We start from the raw sequence: 18,995 nt of genomic DNA, 5'->3' as shown, positions 1-18,995 counted from the left end.
GGTTGCGGTTTGGTCACCAACCGCAACCTCGGAGCGCTCCCACGTGCGGTTTGTGACCAAACCGCAGCAGCCGCGGCGCCCAGGGGCGTGCTTGAATCCAGACCACGACCCAGATCTCCGATCGAAGGGAAGCCCGTGGCCAGCAAGAGTTCGATCCAGAAGCTCCAGGACCTCGTGGTCGGGACCGTCAAGGGGGTCGTCCACGACCCCGCCGGCAGCGCCGGCAAGGCGGTCCAGCAGGCGAAGGGCACCTTCGCCATCGGCAGGGAGATGGCGGGGCAGGTCGCCCGCTCCGCCACGCACCGGGCCGTGAAGACGACCGGCACGGTCGCCGCGTTCGTCCCGTCGCCGCGCCCCGAGGCCGAGCCGGCCGCTCCCCTGGTCGAGAAGCCCACGATCGGGACGCCGGCGGACGTCGCCAAGGTCGTCGAGAAGAAGAGCCCGACGGAGAAGGCCGCGGTCCGCAAGGCACCCGCCAAGAAGGCTCCGGCGAAGAAGGCCCCGTCCTCGCCCAGCGCGAAGCTGCCCCCGCGCAAGAAGGTCTGACGACGGCCGGACGCCTGCCCGACCCGGCCCTGGTCGTCCTGGTCGGTGCCTCGGGATCGGGGAAGTCGACCTGGGCGAGCGGTCGCTACCGGGCCGACGAGATCGTCTCGTCCGACCTGCTCCGCGGCGTCGTCGGCAGCGGTCCGCACGACCTCGACGCCTCCGACGATGCCTTCGACCTGCTGGAGCGGATCGTCGACGCCCGCCTCGGCCGCGGACTGACCACCGTCGTCGACACGCTCGGCCTCGACGACGTACGCCGGGCCCGCTGGCGTGACGCGGGCCGCGCGGCCGGCCTGCCCACGGTCGTCGTACGCCTCGACACCCCGGCCGAGGAGTGCCGACGCCGCAACCGGGAACGGGACCGACCCGTGCCTGCGCCCGCCCTCGCGAGCCAGCTCAAGCGCGCGGACGCCGTACGCACCGCGCTCGACCTCGAGGGTTGGGACCTCGTGCACGTGCCCGAGACGGGTCGTGCGCCTCAGGACGACCCGGAAACCGGTGTCAGGCGCACGACCGCGTCACCGGAGCGCCGCAGCAGCCAAGGACTGAGGTTCGTGCTGCAGGTCAGCCGGTTCCCCTGGGGCGAGGACCCGGCGGCCTGGCTCGGCAGCATCGCGCGCGCAGCGGACGATGCAGGCTTCGCGGGCCTGGCCGTCATGGACCACCTCATCCAGATCCCCCAGGTCGGGCGCGCGTGGGAGCCGATCCCGGAGCCGTGGGTCACCCTCGGCCTGCTCGCCGGCATCGACACGCGTCTCGAGCTCGGCACCCTGGTCACGCCGGTGACCTTCCGCCCGGCCGGCGTCACCGCGAAGGCCGCCGCCACCCTGGACGCCCTCACCGGCGGTCGCGCGTTCGTCGGCCTCGGCGCCGGCTGGTGGGAGCGGGAGCACGCGGCGTACGCCGTGCCCTTCACGCCCCCACGTGAACGTCTCGACGAGGTGGAGCGGGCGATCGCCACGATGCGCGCTCTCTGGGCACCCGGGACCAAGGCGGTCGGCGACCTGCCCGAGACGACCTGCTACCCGCGCCCCGTGCACGACATCCCGATCGTCCTCGGCGGGTCAGGTGCCCGCACCCTGTCCATCGGTGCGCGGCTCGCCGACGCCGTCAACGTCCGGACCGCCGATGTCGACAAGGCGCTCGCAGCCGTCGCAGGCACCGACGTGAAGGTCACCGTGCTCGACGTGCCACCGGGTGGGCGCGACTTCGCCGACCCGCCGGCACGGCAGCTCGACCGCTACGGCGCGCTGGCCGACCAGGGCGTGGACACCGTCTACCTCGCGATCTCCGACCTCGCAGGGCCCGACGACCTCGAGCGGCTGAGCAGCCTGACCGCGTGAGCTACTTCAGCTCCGCCGAGGAGAGCCCGAGGATCCGGCGGGCCACGATCAGCTGCTGGATCTGCTGGGTGCCCTCGAAGATGTCGAGGATCTTGGAGTCGCGAGCCCACTTCTCGAGCAGCTCGGACTCGGCGTAGCCGACCGAGCCCGCCAGCTCCACGCACGAGAGCGTGATGTCGGACCCCACCCGCCCGGCCTTCGCCTTGGCCATCGAGGCCTCGAGCGAGTTCGGCTGCCGGTTGTCGGCCATCCAGGCGGCCTGCAGCATCAGCAGGTGGGCGGCCTCCCAGTCGGCCTCCATCTGCAGGAACTTCGCAGCAGCCGCGGACTGCACGACGGCAGGCCGGTCGTAGTCGACCTCCACCCCGGCCTGCGCCAGCAGGTCACGGGTCAGGTCGAGCGCGGCCTTGGCGCAGCCGACCGCCATCGACGCGACGAGCGGGCGGGTGTTGTCGAAGGTCGCCATCGCGCCGGCGAAGCCCTGCTTGGTGTCGATCTCGGGCGAGCCGAGGAGGTTCTCGGCCGGCACGCGACAGTTCTCGAAGATGATCGTCGCCGTGTCGGACGCCTTGATGCCGAGCTTGCGCTCGAGGCGGTCGACCCGCATTCCGGGGGTGCCCTTCGGGACCACGAACGACTTGATCGCGGCCCGGCCCAGGTCGCGGTCGAGGGTCGCCCACACCACGATGGCGTCGGCCCGATCACCGGAGGTGACGTAGATCTTCTCGCCGTTGATGACGTACTCGTCGCCGTCGAGGACGGCGGTCGTCTTGATGTTCGCCGAGTCGGAGCCCGTGCCCGGCTCGGTGATCGCCATGCCGGCCCAGACGCCGGCGAACCGCTCCTGCTGCTCGGCGTTGGCCACCGACGCGATCGCGGAGTTGCCGAGACCCTGACGCGGCATCGAGAGCAGCAGCCCCACGTCTCCCCAGCACATCTCGGCGATCGACATGACCGAGGCGAGGTTGGTGCCGTTCTTGACGCCACCTTCGTCGGAGGCGGAGGCCTCGTCGCGCTTCACGCCGGCCGCGCCGGCACCCTCGCTGGCGCCGGACTCCGACAGTCCGTCGATCATCGCGGCGAGCATGTCGAGCTCCTGCGGATAGGCGTGCTCGGCCTTGTCGTACTTGCGCGAGATCGGCCGCAGCATGTTCATCGCGACCTGGTGGGCCTGCCCGACGAGCGGGCGGAACTTCTTCGGGTCGTCCAGGTAGATGGCCATCAGACCAGCACCGCACCTTCCATGATGCCGATGGCCCGCAGGTCGCGGTACCAGCGTTCGACGGGATGTTCCTTCACGAAGCCGTGGCCACCGAGGAGCTGCACGCCGTCGAGGCCGATCTGCATGCCCTTGTCGGAGCACAGCTTGCGGGCCAGCGCGACCTCACGGGCGAAGTCCTTGCCCGCGGCCGCGCGCGACGCGGCCTTCCAGGTCAGCAACCGCATCGCCTGCAGCTCGATCGCGATGTTGGCGACCATGAACGCCACCGACTGCCGGTGGGCGACGGGCTCGCCGAACGCCTCACGCTCCTTGACGTACGGCGCCACGTAGTCGAGCACCGCCTGACCCGTCCCGACGGCGAGGGCGCACCACGCGAGGCGCGCCAGTCGGACGCACTCGGTGTACGTCGACCCGTCGGTCGCCCCGAGCACCGCGTCGGCAGAGACCTTCACGTCGGTCAGCTCCAGGCGGGTCAGCCCGGCCGCGCGCACTCCCATCGCCGGGTCGGCGACGACCGAGATCCCGGAAGTGCCGGACTCGACGAGGAAGAGCACGGGCGCGCCCTCGAGCTGCGCACCGATGACGAAGAGCTCGGCGTCGGAGCCGCGCGGGACCGCCGACTTCACGCCGTTGAGGACGAATCCGTCCTCCGTGCGCTCGGCGGTCGTCGACGGCGAGAGCACGTCGAAGAGGACGGTCGGCTCGGTGAGCGCGATCGCCGCGGCCGCGACGTCGTCGCCCGTGAACGCCGGGAGATAGGTCTGCTGCTGGGCGTCGGTCCCCCACAGCCCGAGCGCGGTCGCGACCGATCCGGGCGCCAGCGAGGCGACTGCGAGGCCGAGGTCGCCGTGGGCGAGCGCCTCCGCGACGAGCGTCCCGGCCATGGCCGAGCGCTCCTCGGAGATGCCGCCGAGCGCCTCGGGGACGCCGAGGATCGGCAACCCGATCTCGAGGCCGGCGGCGAGGACCGCCTCAGGAGCGGCGCAGGCCTCGTCCGCCTCGGCGGCGGAGGGTCGCACGACCTCGGCAGCGAACTCGGTGACGACGTCGACGAGCATCTGCTCGTCCTCGGACGGGGTCAGGTCGAAGACGCCGGTGCGCGGGGCGTTGGCCGGACGTGCGCCGGGCTTGCCGCGCTTCCCTGCCTTCGCGAACTGCCGGCTGGCCGCGGTGATCGTCTTGAAGCCGCTCCGGGTGGTCGTGAAGACGACCTGCTCGGTCTGCTTGCGCAGCCCGACCCGGTCGAGCAGGTCGCTCTGGGCGAGCCGGCTCAGTGCGGCCACGGCGTACCCGATCGGGTCGCGCGACTCCGTCGACGACAGTCCGTGCTTCCCGCCGGGCTTGAGGCCCTGGATGAGAGTCATGTCGTCAATGTAACTCGGAGTTACACTCTCCGCTACAGCAGCCGCCGTGGGTCCGGTCACAGGAGCGCCCGGCGCTGGCTAGGCTCCTCGTCATGCCTGACGCACCACCCCTCGCCCCGCACGGCCCGCTCCCCGAGGGCGGCACCGTCCGACCGATGACCCGATGGGGGACCCCGGTCATGCACCGGCCCCAGGCGACGGTCACGGCGTACGACGACGAGCTCCGCGCCCTGGCCGCCGACATGGTCGCGACGATGTACGCCGCCGACGGCGTCGGCCTGGCCGCCTGCCAGATCGGGGTCGACCTCGCGGTCTTCGTCTTCGACTGCCCCGACGAGTCGGGTCAGCACACCGTCGGGATTGTCTGCAACCCCGTGCTCACGCTGCCCGAGGGGAAGGACCGCCAGCTCGACGACAGCGAGGAGGGCTGCCTCTCCTTCCCCGGCGCCTTCGTCGAGTGCGCCCGCCCCGACTTCGCGTCGGTCAGCGGCACCGGTCTCGACGGCGAGCCGGTGTCGTTCAGCGGCGACGGCCTGCTCGCCCGCTGCCTGCAGCACGAGACCGACCACACGCTCGGCACGGTCTTCGGCGACCGGCTCTCCACCAAGCAGCGCAAGAAGCTCCAGAAGGCCCACGACAAGACCGCCGACGAGTTCCCGCCGGACTGGCCCGCGTGAACGTCCGCGTCATCCACCTGTCGCCCGAGGCGATCGCCGCGCTGGCCGCCGGCGACCTGGCGACCGCCAACGCGCACTCCCCCGTCCCGCTCTCCCCGTGGATGGTGTCGGACGAGTCCATCCGCACGTGGAGCTACCGCACCGTCCAGGCCGTCGAGTCGCCCGAGGACCTGCCCTGGATCACCGGTGTGCTCTGGGACGACGACGACCAGGTGGCCGTCGGGCAGTCCGGCTTCCACGCCGCGCCCGACGAGGACGGCATGGTCGAGGTCGGGTACGGCGTCGACCCGGCGTACCGGCGACGGGGCTATGCCCGGGCGGCGCTGGAGATCGCGATCGACCGCGCGCGGCGGGAGCCCGGGGTGCGCACGCTGCGCGCCACGATCTCGCCGGACAACGAGGCGTCCCTCGGCCTGATCCGGCAGTACCCGTTCGTCCACAACGGGGAGCAGTGGGACGACGAGGACGGCCTGGAGCTGATCTTCGAGCTCGGGACCGAGTCGTCGACCGGCTGACCCCCGGCGTACGCTTCTCTCGGTCAGCCAGGACCCGGCCGGACGGAGGTGAGTGCGATGCATAGCGACAGTTGCCAGTCACCCGTCCGCATCCTCACCAGCCCCGAGGTCCTGTCATGTCTGACCGCAGCTTCAAGCCGATCCGCTCGCTGACCGGCCGCGTCCGCCGGCCCGGCGTACGACGCACTCCTGTCGCACCCGGCGCCTCGCTCGCCGTCGAGCGCATCGGCAACCGGGTCAGCATGGTCGACAGCGCCGTCTACGTCGCCGGCGACCGGGTCGACTCCCCCACGACACTGGCCGACACCTACCGCTCGCTGCGCGACCACGACGACGCGGTGGCCTGGATCGGTCTCTACCGCCCCGACCACCACGAGCTCGGGTCGATCGCCGACGAGTTCGACCTGCACGAGCTGGCCATCGAGGACGCGATCGTCGCGCACCAGCGACCCAAGCTCGAGCGCTACGACGACACGCTCTTCGTGGTGCTGCGCGCGGCGCACTACGACGACGAGCGCGAGGAGGTCGACTTCGGCGAGGTGCACCTCTTCGTCGGTCCCGACTTCGTGATCACCGTCCGGCACAGCGAGTCGCCCGACCTCTCCGCCGTACGCCGTCGGCTCGAGAGCAACCCCGACCTGCTCGCACTCGGGCCGGAGGCGATCCTCTACGCGATCCTCGACCGGATCGTCGACGGCTACGCGCCGGTCGTCGCCGGCCTCGGCAACGACATCGACGAGATCGAGACCGAGGTGTTCGGCAGCGACCCGCAGGTGTCGCGGCGCATCTACGAGCTCTCCCGCGAGGTCATCGAGTTCCAGCGCGCCACCCGTCCGCTCGTGACGGTGCTCGCGAGCCTGACCGCGGGCTTCGAGAAGTACGGCACCGACGAGGAGCTGCAGCGCTACCTCCGCGACGTCGAGGACCACCTCACCCAGGTCATCGAGCAGGTCGTCGGCTACCGCCAGCTCCTGCGCGACATCCTCACCGTCAACGCGACCCTGGTCGCGCAGCGGCAGAACGAGGAGATGCGCGCGCTCTCCGAGGCGAGCATCGAGCAGAACGACGACGTGAAGCGGATCTCCGCCTGGGCCGCCATCCTGTTCGCCCCGACGCTGGTCGGCACGGTCTACGGCATGAACTTCGACCACATGCCCGAGCTGCACTGGGCGCTCGGCTACCCCTTCGCGCTGGTGATGATGCTCTTCGTCAGCGTGACGCTCTGGGCGGTGTTCAAGACGCGTCGCTGGATATGAGCTGCCTTCCTCTCCCGAGCTTGCTCGGGAGAGGAAGACGCAGCAGCCAGGTCGAGTAGCCGCGCGAGCGAGGAACGAGCTCGCGACCGGCGTATCGAGACCTCACCCGGGGTCTCGATACGCTCGCTGGCGCTCGCTACTCGACCAGCGAGCAGACGGTCAGCGTCGAGCGGTCACGTAGCAGGCGACCGCGCTGGCGGCGGCGACGTTGAGCGAGTCGATGCCCGCGCGCATGGGGATGATCGCGCGACGGTCGGCCGACTGCTCCCAGCGCGGCGAGAGACCGTGCCCCTCGGAGCCCAGCACGAGGGCGACCCGGTCGAGGCCGGCGACGACGTCCTCGATCGGCTCGGAGTCCTCGGTCAGGGTGAGCGCGACGGTGGTGAAGCCGAGTGCGGAGAGCGACGGCAGCGCGTCGTACCAGTCAGGGAGCCGGGTCCACGGCGTCGTGAAGACCGCACCCATCCCCACCTTGATCGAGCGCCGGTAGAGCGGGTCGGCGCAGCGCGGGGCGAGGAGCACCCCGTCGAAACCGAGGGCCGCGCCCGCGCGGAAGATCGCCCCGACGTTGGTGTGGTCGACCAGGTCCTCGAGCACCAGGACCGACCGGGCGCCGTCCAGCACCGACTCGACGCTCGGCAGCGGACGACGCTCCAGCGAGGCGAGGGCACCGCGGTGGACGTGGAAGCCGGTCACGTCCTCGGCGAGCGACTCGGCGAGCACGAAGCAGGGCGCGTCGGTGGCGGCCAGCACGTCGGCGAGCCCGTCGACCCAGCGCGGCGCCATCAGGAACGAGCGCGGTGCGAAGCCGGCCTCGACGGCACGGCGTACGACCTTCTCGCCCTCGGCGAGGAAGAGGCCGTGCTCGGCCTCGAAGCTCTTGCGCAGCTCGACGTCGCGCAGGTCGCGGTAGTCCCCGAGCCGGGGGTCGGCCGGATCCGAGATCTCGACGACCGTCGCCATCAGGCGAACGCCGCCGGGTGCGCGACGGCGACCACCTCGCCGACCACGATAATCGCGGGCGGCAGGACGCGGTGCGCCGCGAGCTCGGCCTCGAGGGTCTCCAGGGTGGCGAGGACGGTCCGCTCCCCCGGCATCGTGCCGTCGCAGATGACGGCGACCGGGGTCGTGCCGGGTCGCCCGCCCTCGATCAGCGCGGTGGCGATGGCCGGCGCGTTCTGGACGGCCATCATCAGCACGACGGTTCCGGTGAGCTGCGCGACCGCGGGCCAGACGACCTGCGACTCGGGGTGACCGGGCGGCAGGTGACCCGAGATGACGGTGAACTCGTGGGCGACGCCCCGGTGGGTGATCGGGATGCCCGCGACGCCGGGCACCGTGATCGGGCTGCTCAGCCCGGGGATGACGGTGACGGGGACGCCCGCCTCGCGACAGGCGATGACCTCCTCGTAGCCGCGACCGAAGACGAAGTTGTCGCCGCCCTTGAAGCGCACCACGCACTTGCCGGCGAGGGCGTGCTCGACGAGCAGCCGGTTGATCTCCTCCTGCTGGGCCGAGCGGCCCCGGGGCAGCTTCGCGACGTCGATCAGCTCGACGTCGGGCGGCAGCTCGCCGAGCAGCTCCCGCGGCGCGAGCCGGTCGGCGACGACGACATCGGCCTCCATGAGTGCCTTGCGCCCGGCGACCGACATCAGCTCGGGATCGCCCGGGCCCCCGCCGACGAGGACGACGCCGGCCGGCCGGTCGCGCTGGTGGCGCGCGACGATGGTGCCTTCGCGCAGCCCCTCCAGGATCTCGTCGCGTACGGCGGCAGAGCGCTGCGGCTCGCGCTGGCCGAGGACCGCCACGGTCACGCCGGCGTGCCTGCCGACCGCGGGCGTCCAGGCGGTGGCGCGGGTCGCGTCGTCGGCGCGGACGCAGAAGACCCGGCGTACCTCCGCGGCCCGGGTGACCTCCTCGTTGACCGCCTGGTCGTCGGTCGCGGCGATGACGTACCAGGTCTCGTCGAGGTCCGCGGGCTCGAAGCCGCGCTCGTGCCAGGTGACCTCGCCGGAGCCGACCATGCCCTCGATCGCGGGCGTCACCTCGGGTGAGACGACGTGGACGTCGGCGCCGACCGCGATGAGGTGCGGCACCCGGCGCTGCGCCACGTGGCCACCGCCGACCACGACCACCCGCCGGCCCGTCAGCAGCAGGCCCGACGGGTAGATCCTGAAGTCGTCCATCGGACCATCATCCCGGGCGCGGGTGCGAGCCCCGTGACGCGGGTTCACCCAGCGGACTACGTTGAAGGAGTCCCGCAGCCACGCGATAGGAGCGACATGAGTCTCGACCGCCCGGTCACGCCGAACCCCTACGACCTGCTTCCCGCCGTGCCGTCCTTCACGGTCACGAGCGCCGACGTCACCGACGGCCAGCCGTTGAAGGACGACCAGGTCGCCGACGCCGGCAACACCTCCCCGCAGCTGTCCTGGGAGGGTGCCCCGGAAGGGACCAAGAGCTTCACGGTGACCTGCTTCGACCCCGACGCCCCGACGCCGAGCGGGTTCTGGCACTGGGTGCTGGTCGACCTGCCCGCCGACGTGACCTCGCTGGACGCCGGCGCAGGCGCCGAGGGTGCGTCGCTGCCCGGCAACGCCTTCATGTGCCGCAACGACGGCGGGCCCAAGGCGTTCATGGGGGCGGCTCCCCCGGCCGGCGACCAGGTGCACCGCTACTTCTTCGTCGTCCACGCGGTGAAGGAGGAGACGCTCGGCGTCGACTCTGACGCCTCGCCGGCCGTGGTGTCCTTCAACCTCGCGTTCAAGACCGCGGGCCGGGCCATCCTCCACGGCACCTACCAGCACTAGACAGGGACCATGACCCACAGCGATGCCGACCTGGCCGCGTACGTCGAGGAGCTCACCGGGAAGGGCGTCCGGCTGGTCGGCGGCTCGGTGGTGGACATGGGCGGCGTCGCCCGGGCCAAGTACGTGCCCACGCCGCGGCTCGCGGCCTTCCACCGGGTCGGCATGGGCGCGTCGCCGTGCTGGAGCGTCTTCTGCGTCGACGGCAACATCGCCTTCACGCCCGAGCTCAACGTGGTCGGCGACCTGCGGATCCTGATCGACCCCGCCGAGCTGCGGGTGGTGGAGGACGGGGTCGCCTGGGCGCCGGGCGAGTTCCACGACCAGGGCGGCGGCAGCAACGACATGTGTGCGCGCTCCGCGCTGCGACGCACGGTCGCGGCGGCCGAGGACGCGGGCCTGACCGCACTGGTCGGCGCCGAGCTGGAGTGCACGCTCCTGGGGCCCGACGGGGGCCACGCGACCAGCGGGGCCCGGTCGCCGTACGGCCTGCGCACCTCGCTCGAGCAGGCCGCGTTCCTCGCCGACCTCGCCGAGTCAGCGGCCGCGGTGGGACTGGGTCTCGAGCAGCTGCACATGGAGTACGGCCACGACCAGCTCGAGATCTCGCTGTCCCCGTCCGACCCTGTCCGCGCCGCCGACGACGTCGTCCTCGCCCGGCTGGTGCTCGGCCGCGCGGCGGCCCGGCACGGCATGCAGGTGTCCTTCTCGCCGTACCCCTTCGCGGGCGAGGTCGGCAACGGCGCCCACCTCCACCTGTCGCTCGCCACCTCCGACGGCCCGGTCTTCGGCGGCGGCACCGGAACGCACGGGCTGACGACGACCGGCGAGTCGGCGATCGCCGGGATCCTCGACGCCCTGCCCGGGCTCGTCGGGGTGTACGCCGGCTCCGTGCTGTCGCAGTCGCGGCTGCAGCCCGGCAACTGGGCCGGCGCAGCGCTCTGCTGGGGTCTGGAGAACCGCGAGGCCGCCGTACGCCTGATCGCCGGTGGGCCTTCGAGCGCGCACGGCGCCAACGTCGAGCTCAAGGTGGTCGACCCGAGCGCCAACCCCTACCTGGCTGTCGCGTCCCTGCTCGGCAGCGCCCTGCACGGCATCGAGGCCGGCCTCCCGCTCCCGCCCGAGGTCCCGGACGACCCGGCGGGATCGGCCGCCGACCTCCCGTCCCTGCCTGCGGGCCAGGCCGCCGTGCTCGACGCCTTCGCCGCCTCACCGGTCGCCCGCGCGGTGCTCGGCACACCCATCGTGGACGGGCTGCTCGCCGTGCGTCGCTACGAGGTCGACACCTTCCCCGACCCGTCGGCGCCGGAGGTGGCCGAAGCGCTGCGACTGGCCTGGAGCTGCTGAGTTGGCCCTGGAGACGGTGCACCTCGACGAGCACCTGCGCGCGATGCGCCTCGTCGACCACCACGTGCACGGGACCTTCACCGAGCCCGGGGACCGTGCGTCGTTCACGGCGGCGCTCAACGAGGCGTCCGGGAGCCCGCTCGCCGACCTCGACCTGCCGATCGGGGTCGCGATCCGTCGGTGGTGCGCGCCCCTCCTCGGCCTCGAGCCGCACGCCTCGGCCGACGACTACTGGGCCGCGCGCTCGGCCGCGCCGTACGACGAACTCGTGGCGCTCTTCCTGCGCGAGGCCGGCATCGACCACTGGGTCGTCGACACGGGCCTCAACCCCGACCGGGTGTCGTCGCCCGAGCCGTCGTCGGAGGTGCTCCGGCTCGAGACGCTCCTGGAGTCGGTGCTCGGCTCGGACGACGTGCCGGGCGCGTTCCGCGACCGGTTGGACGCCGCGATGGCGTCGATCGTCGGCACCAAGACGATCGCGGCCTACCGCAGCGGTCTCGACATCGACTGGACGCGGCCGACGGACGCGGCCGTTGCCGGTCAGGCGCGGGCGAGCGGACCGCGGGTCGACGACCCGGTGCTGGTCGCCTTCGTCGTCCACGAGGCGCTCTCGCGCGGTCTGCCGCTACAGGTGCACACCGGACTCGGCGACCGCGACCTCGACCTGCGCCGGGCCGACCCGATGCTGCTCCTGCCGCTGCTGCGGATGACCGACTCACCGGTCCTGCTGCTGCACTGCTACCCCTACCACCGGCAGGCGGGCTACCTCGCCCAGGCGTTCGACCACGTCCACTTCGACGTCGGCCTGGCGATCAACCACCTCGGCAGCCGCTCGGTCGAGCTGGTCGGCGAGGCGATGGAGCTGGCGCCGTTCGCGAAGCAGCTCTACTCCTCCGACGCCTACGGCCTGCCCGAGCTGCACTACCTCGGGTCGCTGCTGTGGCGCCGCGCCATGAGCCTGGTCCTCGGGTCGTGGCTCAAGCGCGGCGACTGGTCCCTCGACGACGCGACGCGCGTCGCCGACCTGATCGGGTCGGGCAACGCGCGTCGGGTCTACGGGCTCTGAGCCACCCCGCACGTCCGTCCGGACCTGCGGTTTGGTCACAAACCTCAACATTCCGGGCCCAGAACATGCGGTTTGTGACCAAACCGCATGCCTCGGGGCCTGAGGCTCAGGCGCCGCGGAGCAGGTCCTCGAACGGCGTGGGGTCGGCGAACTCCTCCTCGAGGGTGCGTGCCCGCTGGCGGGGCGCACCGGAGAGCAGGATCGCCAGCTCACCGGCCGCGCGCTCGATGCGGGAGTCGAGACCGGCCTCGCCGAAGTCCTCGCTCGCCGCGAAGACGGCGGTCGGGACGACGGTCGCGTGCAGGTAGCTGAAGAGCGGCCGCAGCGCGTGCTCGAGCACCAACGAGTGCCGAGCCGTGCCCGCGGTCGCCGCGATCAGCACCGGCACGCCGGTCAGCAGGTCGGGCTCGATGACGTCGAAGAAGGTCTTGAAGAGACCGGAGTACGACGCCGCGAAGACCGGCGTGACGACGATCAGCGCGTCGGCCCGGCGTACGGTCTCGATGGCCTCGGCCAGCTCGCCCGTCGCGAACCCGGTCAGCAGGTTGTCGGCGAGCAGGTGGGCCAGCGGCCGCAGCTCGATGACGTCGACCTCCACCGGGCCATGGATCGCCTCCACGGCCGCGGCCGAGAGCCGGTCGGCGAGCAGTCGCGTCGAGGACGGGACGCTCAGGCCGGCACTGATCACGACGAGGCGCCTCATACCGACACCCCGGTGACGTCGTCGACGGCGTGGAGGGTCGCGTCGTGGGCGCCGCCGGCCTTCGCGACCAGCGAGGCGTGGGTGGGCGCGTCCGGCACGTGCGCCGGGCGTCCCTCGGCCATGCCGGCGCGCAGGTCGGGAAGGATCTCGCCGAGCAGGTCGAGCTGCTCGAGCACGGTCTTGAGCGGCAGACCCGCGTGGTCGATGAGGAAGAGCTGGCGCTGGTAGTCACCGACGTAGTCGCGGAAGCCGAGCGTGCGCTCGAGCACCTGCTGCGTCGAACCGACGGTCAGCGGCGTCGCCTCGGTGAAGTCCTCCAGCGACGGGCCGTGGCCGTAGACCGGCGCGTTGTCGAAGTACGGGCGGAACTCGTTGACCGCGTCCTGGCTGTTCTTGCGCATGAAGAACTGCCCGCCGAGGCCGACGATCGCCTGGTCGGCGGTGCCGTGGCCGTAGTGCTCGAAGCGCCGGCGGTAGAGGTCGACCATCTGCTTGGTGTGCCCGGCCGGCCAGAAGATGTGGTTGTGGAAGAACCCGTCGCCGTAGTACGCCGCCTGCTCGGCGATCTCGGGGCTGCGGATCGAGCCGTGCCAGACGAAGGGCGCGACGCCGTCGAGCGGCCGCGGGGTCGCGGTGTAGCCCTGGAGCGGCGTCCGGTACTTGCCCTCCCAGTTGACGACGTCCTCGTCCCACAGGCGGCGCAGCAGCGCGTAGTTCTCGACGGCCAGGTTGATGCCGTCGCGGATGTCCTTGCCGAACCACGGGTAGACGGGGCCGGTGTTGCCCCGGCCCATCATCAGGTCCACGCGACCGTCGGTGAGGTGCTGGATCTTGGCGTAGTCCTCGGCGATGAGCACCGGGTCGGTCGTCGTGATCAGGGTCGTCGCGGTCGAGAGGATGATCTTCTCGGTCTGCGCCCCGATGTAGGCCAGCGTCGCGGTCGGGTTGGACGCGATGAACGGCGGGTTGTGGTGCTCGCCCGTGGCGAACACGTCGAGGCCGATCTCCTCGGCCTTCTTCGCGATCTCCACCTGCGCCTTGATCCGCTCGTGCTCGGTCGGGGTGCGACCGGTGGTGGGGTCCGTCGTCACGTCGCCGACGGAGAAGATGCCGAACTGCATGGGAACCTCAACTCCTGGAAGCCAATGGTTGAATATCGAACTAATGCCTCAACCCTGCGCGGCTGCCCAGTATTCCGCGTGTCAGACACCACGATGGGCTCGTGAACCGACGCATCTCGTGGTGGCTCCCCGCCCTGGTCATCGTCCTGACCGTGGGGCAGCTCGCGGTCGCCGAGTGGGTGCCGGGGATCGACCGGTTCGCCGACAAGGCGTTCGGCGCACGCCTGGTCGCCTATCCCCTGCTGATGCTGTTCACGCCGGCCGTCTGGTGGCTCGCGACGCGGCGTCGGGACCCGCGCCCCACCCCGCCGTACGGCGCGTTCACGCTGGTGATGCTGCCGTTCCTGGTCGACGTGACCGGCAACAGCCTCGACCTCTACGACTCGATCGTGTGGTGGGACGACTTCAACCACTTCTTCAACTGGTTCCTGCTGCTCACCGGCATCGGACTGATCATCTGCACCCGGGTCCAGCCCGACTGGGCGGTGGTGCTCCTGGTCGCGGGGCTGGGATCCGCGCTGGCGCTCGGGTGGGAGCTGGGTGAGTGGTACACGTTCATCCGGCACGGCACCGAGATCGAGACCGCCTACGAGGACACCCTCGGCGACATGACGCTCGGGACGGTCGGAGCGACGCTCGGCGGCCTGGTCGTCCTGGCAGCGCGTCGTCGTCAGGTGCGTGGGACAGCGACCACGACCACGTTGCTCAGGTAGCGCTCGCCGTCCCAGTCCTCGCAGGTGATCAGCACCAGGCGTCCAGCGACGTGCTGGCTGAAGACCTTCTCAGCGTGGGCGGCCAGCGAACCCTTGCTGTAGATGTGGACGCGGCGCACGTCGTAGCGGATCGTCCCGCGCTGGGTGCGCACGACGACAGCGTCACCGGGCTCCAGCTGCTCGAGATCGTCGAGGGCGCCACCACCGGTGTGCACGGTGTGGCCGGTGATGAGCGCGCTGCCGCGGCGCGCGCCGGGCTCGGCGCCGTCCGCCCACCACCCGAGCTGCTGCGGATCGCTCGGCGGCACCAGCGTGCGTCCGGGCGCCTTCACCGGCACGACGGGAACGGAGACGTCCAGCGCGGGGATCTGCACGTGTCGTGGCGCGCCCGGCTCCCACCGAGCGCGCACGGCCTCGGGTGAGGGCGCAACCGGAGCGGTGGAGACCTGTCCGGATCTCCCGGCCGACACTGCGGCGGCTCGATCCTCGTCAGACTGGTCCCACCACGCGATCGCGCCGACCACGACGACCACCACGCCGGCGGCCACCACCCAACGAGCAAGGTGGTGGCCGCGCGACGATGCAGTGGCCTTGGTGTCAGGCACGGGACCGCGAGCGCAGCACGATGCCGACGCCGGCGAGCACGACCCCGAAGGCGATCAGTGTGAGCGGGAGCGGCGAACGCGCCCACTCGGGGAGGGCGGAGCTGCTCTCGCCCGCGTCAACCGCAGTCGGCACCGGGGCCGAGCCACCGCTCGAGTCGGCGTCGGTGCCGGCCGGCGCAGCGGCTGGCGCGGTCGCCGACGTGCCGAGCACGCCCTGGTCAGCAGCCTCCGTGGCAGTGTCGTTCGCGTCGTCGTTCGTGTCGTCGTCCGTGGCACCAGGCCCCGTGCCCGACTGGGAGCCGGGGGCGGGCGTGTCAGACGCGCAGGGCTCCACCCAGAAGACCTTGGTCTTCGTGTCGTTGCCCTGGGACCGCGGCGTCGCGACCGTCAGCTTCACGTGGTAGCCCTGCTTCGGGTGCGGCGCGCCACCGCTGAAGCTCAGCGTGTAGGCCTGGCGACCGTCGAGGTCGGTGCCACCACCAGCGGAGTCGCCACCGACGAAGACCTGCGAGGGCGAAGTGCCGCCCAGGACGACGTCCGAGGTGGGGGCCTGCGACGCGAAGGTCACCGTCGAGACGACGTCGGCGCCCTCGTCATAGCCGAACCACTCGACGAAGAAGGTGCAACCCGGGTGCGGGTTGTTGCTCGGGTGGCCGACCGCGTCGCCCGGGCCGGCGATCTTCACGGTGCCGTTGTTGCCGGCGGGGTCGCCGTGTCCCCCGCCTGGCTGCTGGCCCGGAGCGTGGGCCTGACCGTTGCCGTGCCCCTTGCCCTGGTGCCCCTTGCCCTGGCCCTGGTTCCCGTGGCCCTTGCTCTGGCCCTGGTTCCCGTAGCCCTGGCCCTGGTGCCCCTTGCCCTGACCTTGGCCCTTCGCCTTGTCGGCATCCTTGCCCGCGCCGTGCTCCGCGACCTGGTCCTGCGACTTGTCCTGGCCCACGTGCTTGCCGTGGTCCGCGTGGTCAGGCTTGGGGTCGGCGATCGCAGCACCCGCCGTCGACCACACCCCCAGGACTGCGACGGTGGCCAGTGCCAGTGCGCTTGTGCGTACCGAGCTCCGCATGGTGATCTCTCCCGTTGTTGGGGCCGCTTCGGGCGCGGCCGGTTCCCCCTACGGACAGACGATGTGTCCTTACGCGGGCCGCGGGAAACCGATGTCAACACCTGGTCTAGACAGGACGCGGATCACCCGTGACCAGCCGCTCTTCGAGACGTTCTCATGTCCCTCCCCGACGTCGTAGCGCGGACTGCGGTTGATCACCTGGGGCTCTCGTGCTTGTGTCGGGACCAGGCGGGTACCTCCCGGCGTACCCGCCCATCCGCGACCCGGAGGACCCATGCCTGACCTGCCCCAGCCCACCGACGGCACCTCGATCAAGAACGCTCCCTCGGAGGAGGCGCACCTCGGGTCGACGACCGACACCGGCGCGCCCGCCCCGAGCGACCGCAACAGCCTGACCGTCGGCCCGGACGGACCGATCGTCCTGCACGACGTCCACTTCCTGAACCAGATGGCGCACTTCAACCGGGAACGCACCCCGGAGCGGAACGTGCATGCCAAGGGGTCCGGCGCTTTCGGTGAGTTCGAGACCACCGAGGACGTCTCGGCGTACACCAAGGCCGCGCTCTTCCAGCCCGGCGCGAAGACCGAGATGCTGGCTCGGTTCTCGACCGTCGCCGGCGAGATGGGATCGCCCGACACCTGGCGCGACCCCCGCGGTTTCGCGCTGAAGTTCTACACGACCGAGGGCAACTACGACCTGGTCGGCAACAACACCCCGGTCTTCTTCATCCGTGACACGATGAAGTTCCCGCACTTCATCCGCTCGCAGAAGCGCCGCGGTGGCTCGGGCCTGCGCGACAACAACATGCAGTGGGACTTCTGGAGCCTCAACCCGGAGTCCGCCCACCAGGTGACCTACCTGATGGGCGACCGCGGCATCCCGAAGAGCTACCGGCACATGAACGGCTACGGCTCCCACACCTACCTCTGGATCAACGAGGCCGGTGAGAAGCACTGGGTGAAGTACCACTTCCACAGCGACCAGGGCGTCGAGGGCCTCACCGACCAGGACGCCACCCGGATCGCTGGCGAGGACGCCGACTTCCACCGCCGCGACCTCTACGAGACGATCGCGAAGGGCGACTTCCCGTCGTGGACGCTGTCGATCCAGGCGATGCCGTACGACGACGCGAAGACCTACCGGATCAACCCGTTCGACCTGACCAAGATCTGGCCGCACAGCGACTACCCGCTGATCAAGGTCGGCACGATGACGCTCAACCGCAACCCGGACAACTTCTTCGCCCAGATCGAGCAGGCGGCGTTCGAGCCGTCAGCGCTCGTGCCCGGGATCGGCTTCTCGCCCGACAAGATGCTGCTCGGCCGAGCATTCGCCTACGCGGACACGCACCGGCACCGGATCGGGGCCAACTACCTGCAGCTCCCGGTCAACCGGCCCAAGGTCGAGGTCAACACCTACACCCAGGACGGCCCGATGGCCTACGAGCACCGGAGCGACGACCCGGTCTACGCGCCCAACTCCTTCGGACGCGGGTACGCCGACGAGGTCGGCGAGGTCGACCCCGGTTGGGAGACCGACGGCGCCATGGTCCGGCAGGCCTACACGCTGCGCGAGGACGACGACGACTTCACCCAGGCCGGGACGCTCGTCCGCGACGTGTGGGACGACGACCAGCGCGAGACCTTCGTGAAGACCGTTGCCGGTCACCTGCTCGGCGGGGTCGAGGGCGACGTGCTCGAACGAGCCTTCGCCTACTGGAAGGCGGTCGACGCCGACTGCGGGAAGCGGATCGAGGAGCTGGTCCGCGCCGACGCAGACCTCGGTGGACCCGGCGGCCAGGATGACAAGGCCAAGGAGAACGCGCAGGATCCCATCGTGGAGTCGGACACGAACGCGAAGTCGTGAGGTTGCTTGCCGCCGGCGCGGTCGCCCTGACCCTGTTGGTCGGGGCGCCCGCGGCGGCGTCCTCGCCCGGGCTGGACCGCCCGGACCGCAAGGAGATCGCGATGGAGCTCGTCTCCAGTGCTGAGAACTCCTCGCTGAAGTGGAAGCAGCAGTACACCTACCTCGAGGACATCGGGGACGGCCGTGGCTACACCGGCGGGATCATCGGCTTCTGCTCCGGCACCGGCGACATGCTCGAGGTGGTGCAGGCCTACACCGACGCTGAGCCGGACAACCCGCTCGCCCGCTTCCTCCCGGCCCTGCGCCGGGTCAACGGCACGGAGTCGCACGAGGGACTGGGCCAGCCCTTCGTGAGGGCCTGGCACCGGGCCGCGAAGGACCCGGCGTTCCGGCACGCCCAGGACGCCGAGCGGGACCGGGTCTACTTCGACCCCGCCGTACGCCGGGCCGAGCGCGACGGCCTGCGGGCGCTCGGCCAGTTCATCTACTACGACGCGATCGTCATGCACGGCCCGGGAAGCAGCCACCTGAGCTTCGGCGGCATCCGGCGGACGGCGATGAAGCACGCCCGCACGCCGGCCGAGGGTGGCTCGGAGGTGCGCTACCTCAACGCCTTCCTCGACGCCCGCGTCGCCGCGATGAAGGCCGAGGCCGCCCACGACGACACCTCACGGGTCGACACCGCCCAGCGGGTCTTCCTCCGGCAGCGGAACATGACCTTGAAGCCACCGCTCACCTGGCACGTCTACGGCGACCGGTTCCACATCTCGCGCTGACGGC

19 protein-coding genes are annotated in these 18,995 nt (G+C 71.2%); 11 read left to right on the top strand and 8 right to left on the bottom strand.

Annotated elements, in window-relative coordinates; translation table 11 throughout:
* Positions 1-135 precede the first annotated feature (135 nt).
* Both ABLE68_RS18970 and ABLE68_RS18965 read left to right on the top strand, forming a co-directional pair.
* The gene (locus tag ABLE68_RS18970; protein ID WP_348873490.1) at positions 136-546 is read left to right on the top strand and encodes a hypothetical protein; all 411 of its coding nucleotides are present in this window, start codon (positions 136-138) and stop codon (positions 544-546) included.
* On the top strand, positions 543-1,892 hold the full coding sequence (locus tag ABLE68_RS18965; RefSeq protein WP_348874381.1) for an LLM class flavin-dependent oxidoreductase: 1,350 nt from the start codon (positions 543-545) through the stop codon (positions 1,890-1,892). The genes ABLE68_RS18970 and ABLE68_RS18965 overlap by 4 nt, the downstream gene beginning before the upstream one ends.
* A gap of 1 nt (position 1,893) precedes the next feature.
* On the opposite strand, the gene ABLE68_RS18960 is transcribed toward ABLE68_RS18965, so the two are convergent.
* Positions 1,894-3,114 carry an acyl-CoA dehydrogenase family protein gene (locus ABLE68_RS18960; RefSeq protein ID WP_348873489.1) on the bottom strand — a complete coding sequence of 407 codons (1,221 nt, stop codon included), beginning with the start codon at positions 3,112-3,114 and terminating at the stop codon, positions 1,894-1,896.
* Positions 3,114-4,478 carry an acyl-CoA dehydrogenase family protein gene (locus ABLE68_RS18955; RefSeq protein ID WP_348873488.1) on the bottom strand — a complete coding sequence of 455 codons (1,365 nt, stop codon included), beginning with the start codon at positions 4,476-4,478 and terminating at the stop codon, positions 3,114-3,116. The genes ABLE68_RS18960 and ABLE68_RS18955 overlap by 1 nt, the downstream gene beginning before the upstream one ends.
* Before the next feature lie 92 nt (positions 4,479-4,570).
* Between ABLE68_RS18955 and def the strand changes: the two genes are divergently transcribed.
* From def to ABLE68_RS18940, 3 genes are all read left to right on the top strand, one after another.
* Positions 4,571-5,155 carry a peptide deformylase gene (gene def, locus ABLE68_RS18950; RefSeq protein ID WP_348873487.1) on the top strand — a complete coding sequence of 195 codons (585 nt, stop codon included), beginning with the start codon at positions 4,571-4,573 and terminating at the stop codon, positions 5,153-5,155.
* Positions 5,152-5,670: a GNAT family N-acetyltransferase gene (locus ABLE68_RS18945; RefSeq protein WP_348873486.1), complete on the top strand. Its 519-nt coding sequence runs from the start codon at positions 5,152-5,154 to the stop codon at positions 5,668-5,670. The genes def and ABLE68_RS18945 overlap by 4 nt, the downstream gene beginning before the upstream one ends.
* 116 nt (positions 5,671-5,786) lie before the next feature.
* Entirely contained in the window at positions 5,787-6,926 is a 1,140-nt protein-coding gene (locus ABLE68_RS18940) for a magnesium and cobalt transport protein CorA (protein ID WP_348873485.1), read from the top strand.
* Positions 6,927-7,085: 159 nt separating this feature from the next.
* Here the strand turns inward: ABLE68_RS18940 and ABLE68_RS18935 are convergent, their stop codons facing one another.
* Both ABLE68_RS18935 and cobA read right to left on the bottom strand, forming a co-directional pair.
* On the bottom strand, positions 7,086-7,889 hold the full coding sequence (locus ABLE68_RS18935; RefSeq protein ID WP_348873484.1) for a TrmH family RNA methyltransferase: 804 nt from the start codon (positions 7,887-7,889) through the stop codon (positions 7,086-7,088).
* Positions 7,889-9,112: a uroporphyrinogen-III C-methyltransferase gene (gene cobA / locus ABLE68_RS18930; protein ID WP_348873483.1), complete on the bottom strand. Its 1,224-nt coding sequence runs from the start codon at positions 9,110-9,112 to the stop codon at positions 7,889-7,891. The genes ABLE68_RS18935 and cobA overlap by 1 nt, the downstream gene beginning before the upstream one ends.
* A gap of 96 nt (positions 9,113-9,208) precedes the next feature.
* Here cobA and ABLE68_RS18925 point away from each other — a divergent pair, with 96 nt between their 5' ends.
* The 3 genes from ABLE68_RS18925 to ABLE68_RS18915 are packed head-to-tail and all read left to right on the top strand — an operon-like array spanning position 9,209 to position 12,146.
* On the top strand, positions 9,209-9,736 hold the full coding sequence (locus tag ABLE68_RS18925; RefSeq protein WP_348873482.1) for a YbhB/YbcL family Raf kinase inhibitor-like protein: 528 nt from the start codon (positions 9,209-9,211) through the stop codon (positions 9,734-9,736).
* Positions 9,737-9,745: 9 nt separating this feature from the next.
* The gene (locus ABLE68_RS18920; RefSeq protein ID WP_348873481.1) at positions 9,746-11,080 is read left to right on the top strand and encodes a type I glutamate--ammonia ligase; all 1,335 of its coding nucleotides are present in this window, start codon (positions 9,746-9,748) and stop codon (positions 11,078-11,080) included.
* 1 nt (position 11,081) lies between these two features.
* Positions 11,082-12,146, top strand: a complete 1,065-nt coding sequence (locus ABLE68_RS18915) for an amidohydrolase family protein (RefSeq protein ID WP_348873480.1) — start codon at positions 11,082-11,084, stop codon at positions 12,144-12,146.
* Positions 12,147-12,252: 106 nt separating this feature from the next.
* Here ABLE68_RS18915 and ABLE68_RS18910 read toward each other — a convergent pair whose 3' ends face one another.
* A complete protein-coding gene (locus ABLE68_RS18910; protein WP_348873479.1) occupies positions 12,253-12,849 on the bottom strand; it encodes an FMN reductase in 597 nt (198 codons plus the stop codon).
* Entirely contained in the window at positions 12,846-13,970 is a 1,125-nt protein-coding gene (locus ABLE68_RS18905) for an LLM class flavin-dependent oxidoreductase (RefSeq protein WP_348873478.1), read from the bottom strand. Before ABLE68_RS18905 ends, ABLE68_RS18910 begins: the two co-directional genes overlap by 4 nt.
* A gap of 101 nt (positions 13,971-14,071) precedes the next feature.
* On the opposite strand from ABLE68_RS18905, the gene ABLE68_RS18900 reads away from it, so the two are divergent.
* Positions 14,072-14,683, top strand: coding sequence for a DUF2238 domain-containing protein (locus ABLE68_RS18900; protein ID WP_348873477.1), 612 nt, complete (start codon positions 14,072-14,074; stop codon positions 14,681-14,683).
* On the opposite strand, the gene ABLE68_RS18895 is transcribed toward ABLE68_RS18900, so the two are convergent.
* Both ABLE68_RS18895 and ABLE68_RS18890 read right to left on the bottom strand, forming a co-directional pair.
* Complete coding sequence (locus ABLE68_RS18895; RefSeq protein WP_348873476.1) at positions 14,641-15,288, bottom strand: class F sortase; 648 nt, start codon at positions 15,286-15,288, stop codon at positions 14,641-14,643. The two genes, ABLE68_RS18900 and ABLE68_RS18895, sit on opposite strands and share 43 nt — an antisense overlap.
* Positions 15,281-16,348 (bottom strand): hypothetical protein, encoded by a 1,068-nt coding sequence (locus tag ABLE68_RS18890; protein ID WP_348873475.1) that lies wholly within the window; start codon positions 16,346-16,348, stop codon positions 15,281-15,283. Before ABLE68_RS18890 ends, ABLE68_RS18895 begins: the two co-directional genes overlap by 8 nt.
* Before the next feature lie 274 nt (positions 16,349-16,622).
* Between ABLE68_RS18890 and ABLE68_RS18885 the strand changes: the two genes are divergently transcribed.
* Both ABLE68_RS18885 and ABLE68_RS18880 read left to right on the top strand, forming a co-directional pair.
* The gene (locus ABLE68_RS18885) at positions 16,623-18,215 is read left to right on the top strand and encodes a catalase (RefSeq protein ID WP_348873474.1); all 1,593 of its coding nucleotides are present in this window, start codon (positions 16,623-16,625) and stop codon (positions 18,213-18,215) included.
* Positions 18,212-18,991: a chitosanase gene (locus ABLE68_RS18880; protein WP_348873473.1), complete on the top strand. Its 780-nt coding sequence runs from the start codon at positions 18,212-18,214 to the stop codon at positions 18,989-18,991. Before ABLE68_RS18885 ends, ABLE68_RS18880 begins: the two co-directional genes overlap by 4 nt.
* Positions 18,992-18,995 lie beyond the last annotated feature (4 nt).

It is taken from the genome of Nocardioides pollutisoli (genome assembly GCF_040045055.1).
Classification (GTDB): Bacteria; Actinomycetota; Actinomycetes; order Propionibacteriales; family Nocardioidaceae; genus Nocardioides; species Nocardioides tweenelious.
Note: the sequence above shows the minus strand (reverse complement) of the source record. Positions and strands in the feature narration are given on the sequence as shown.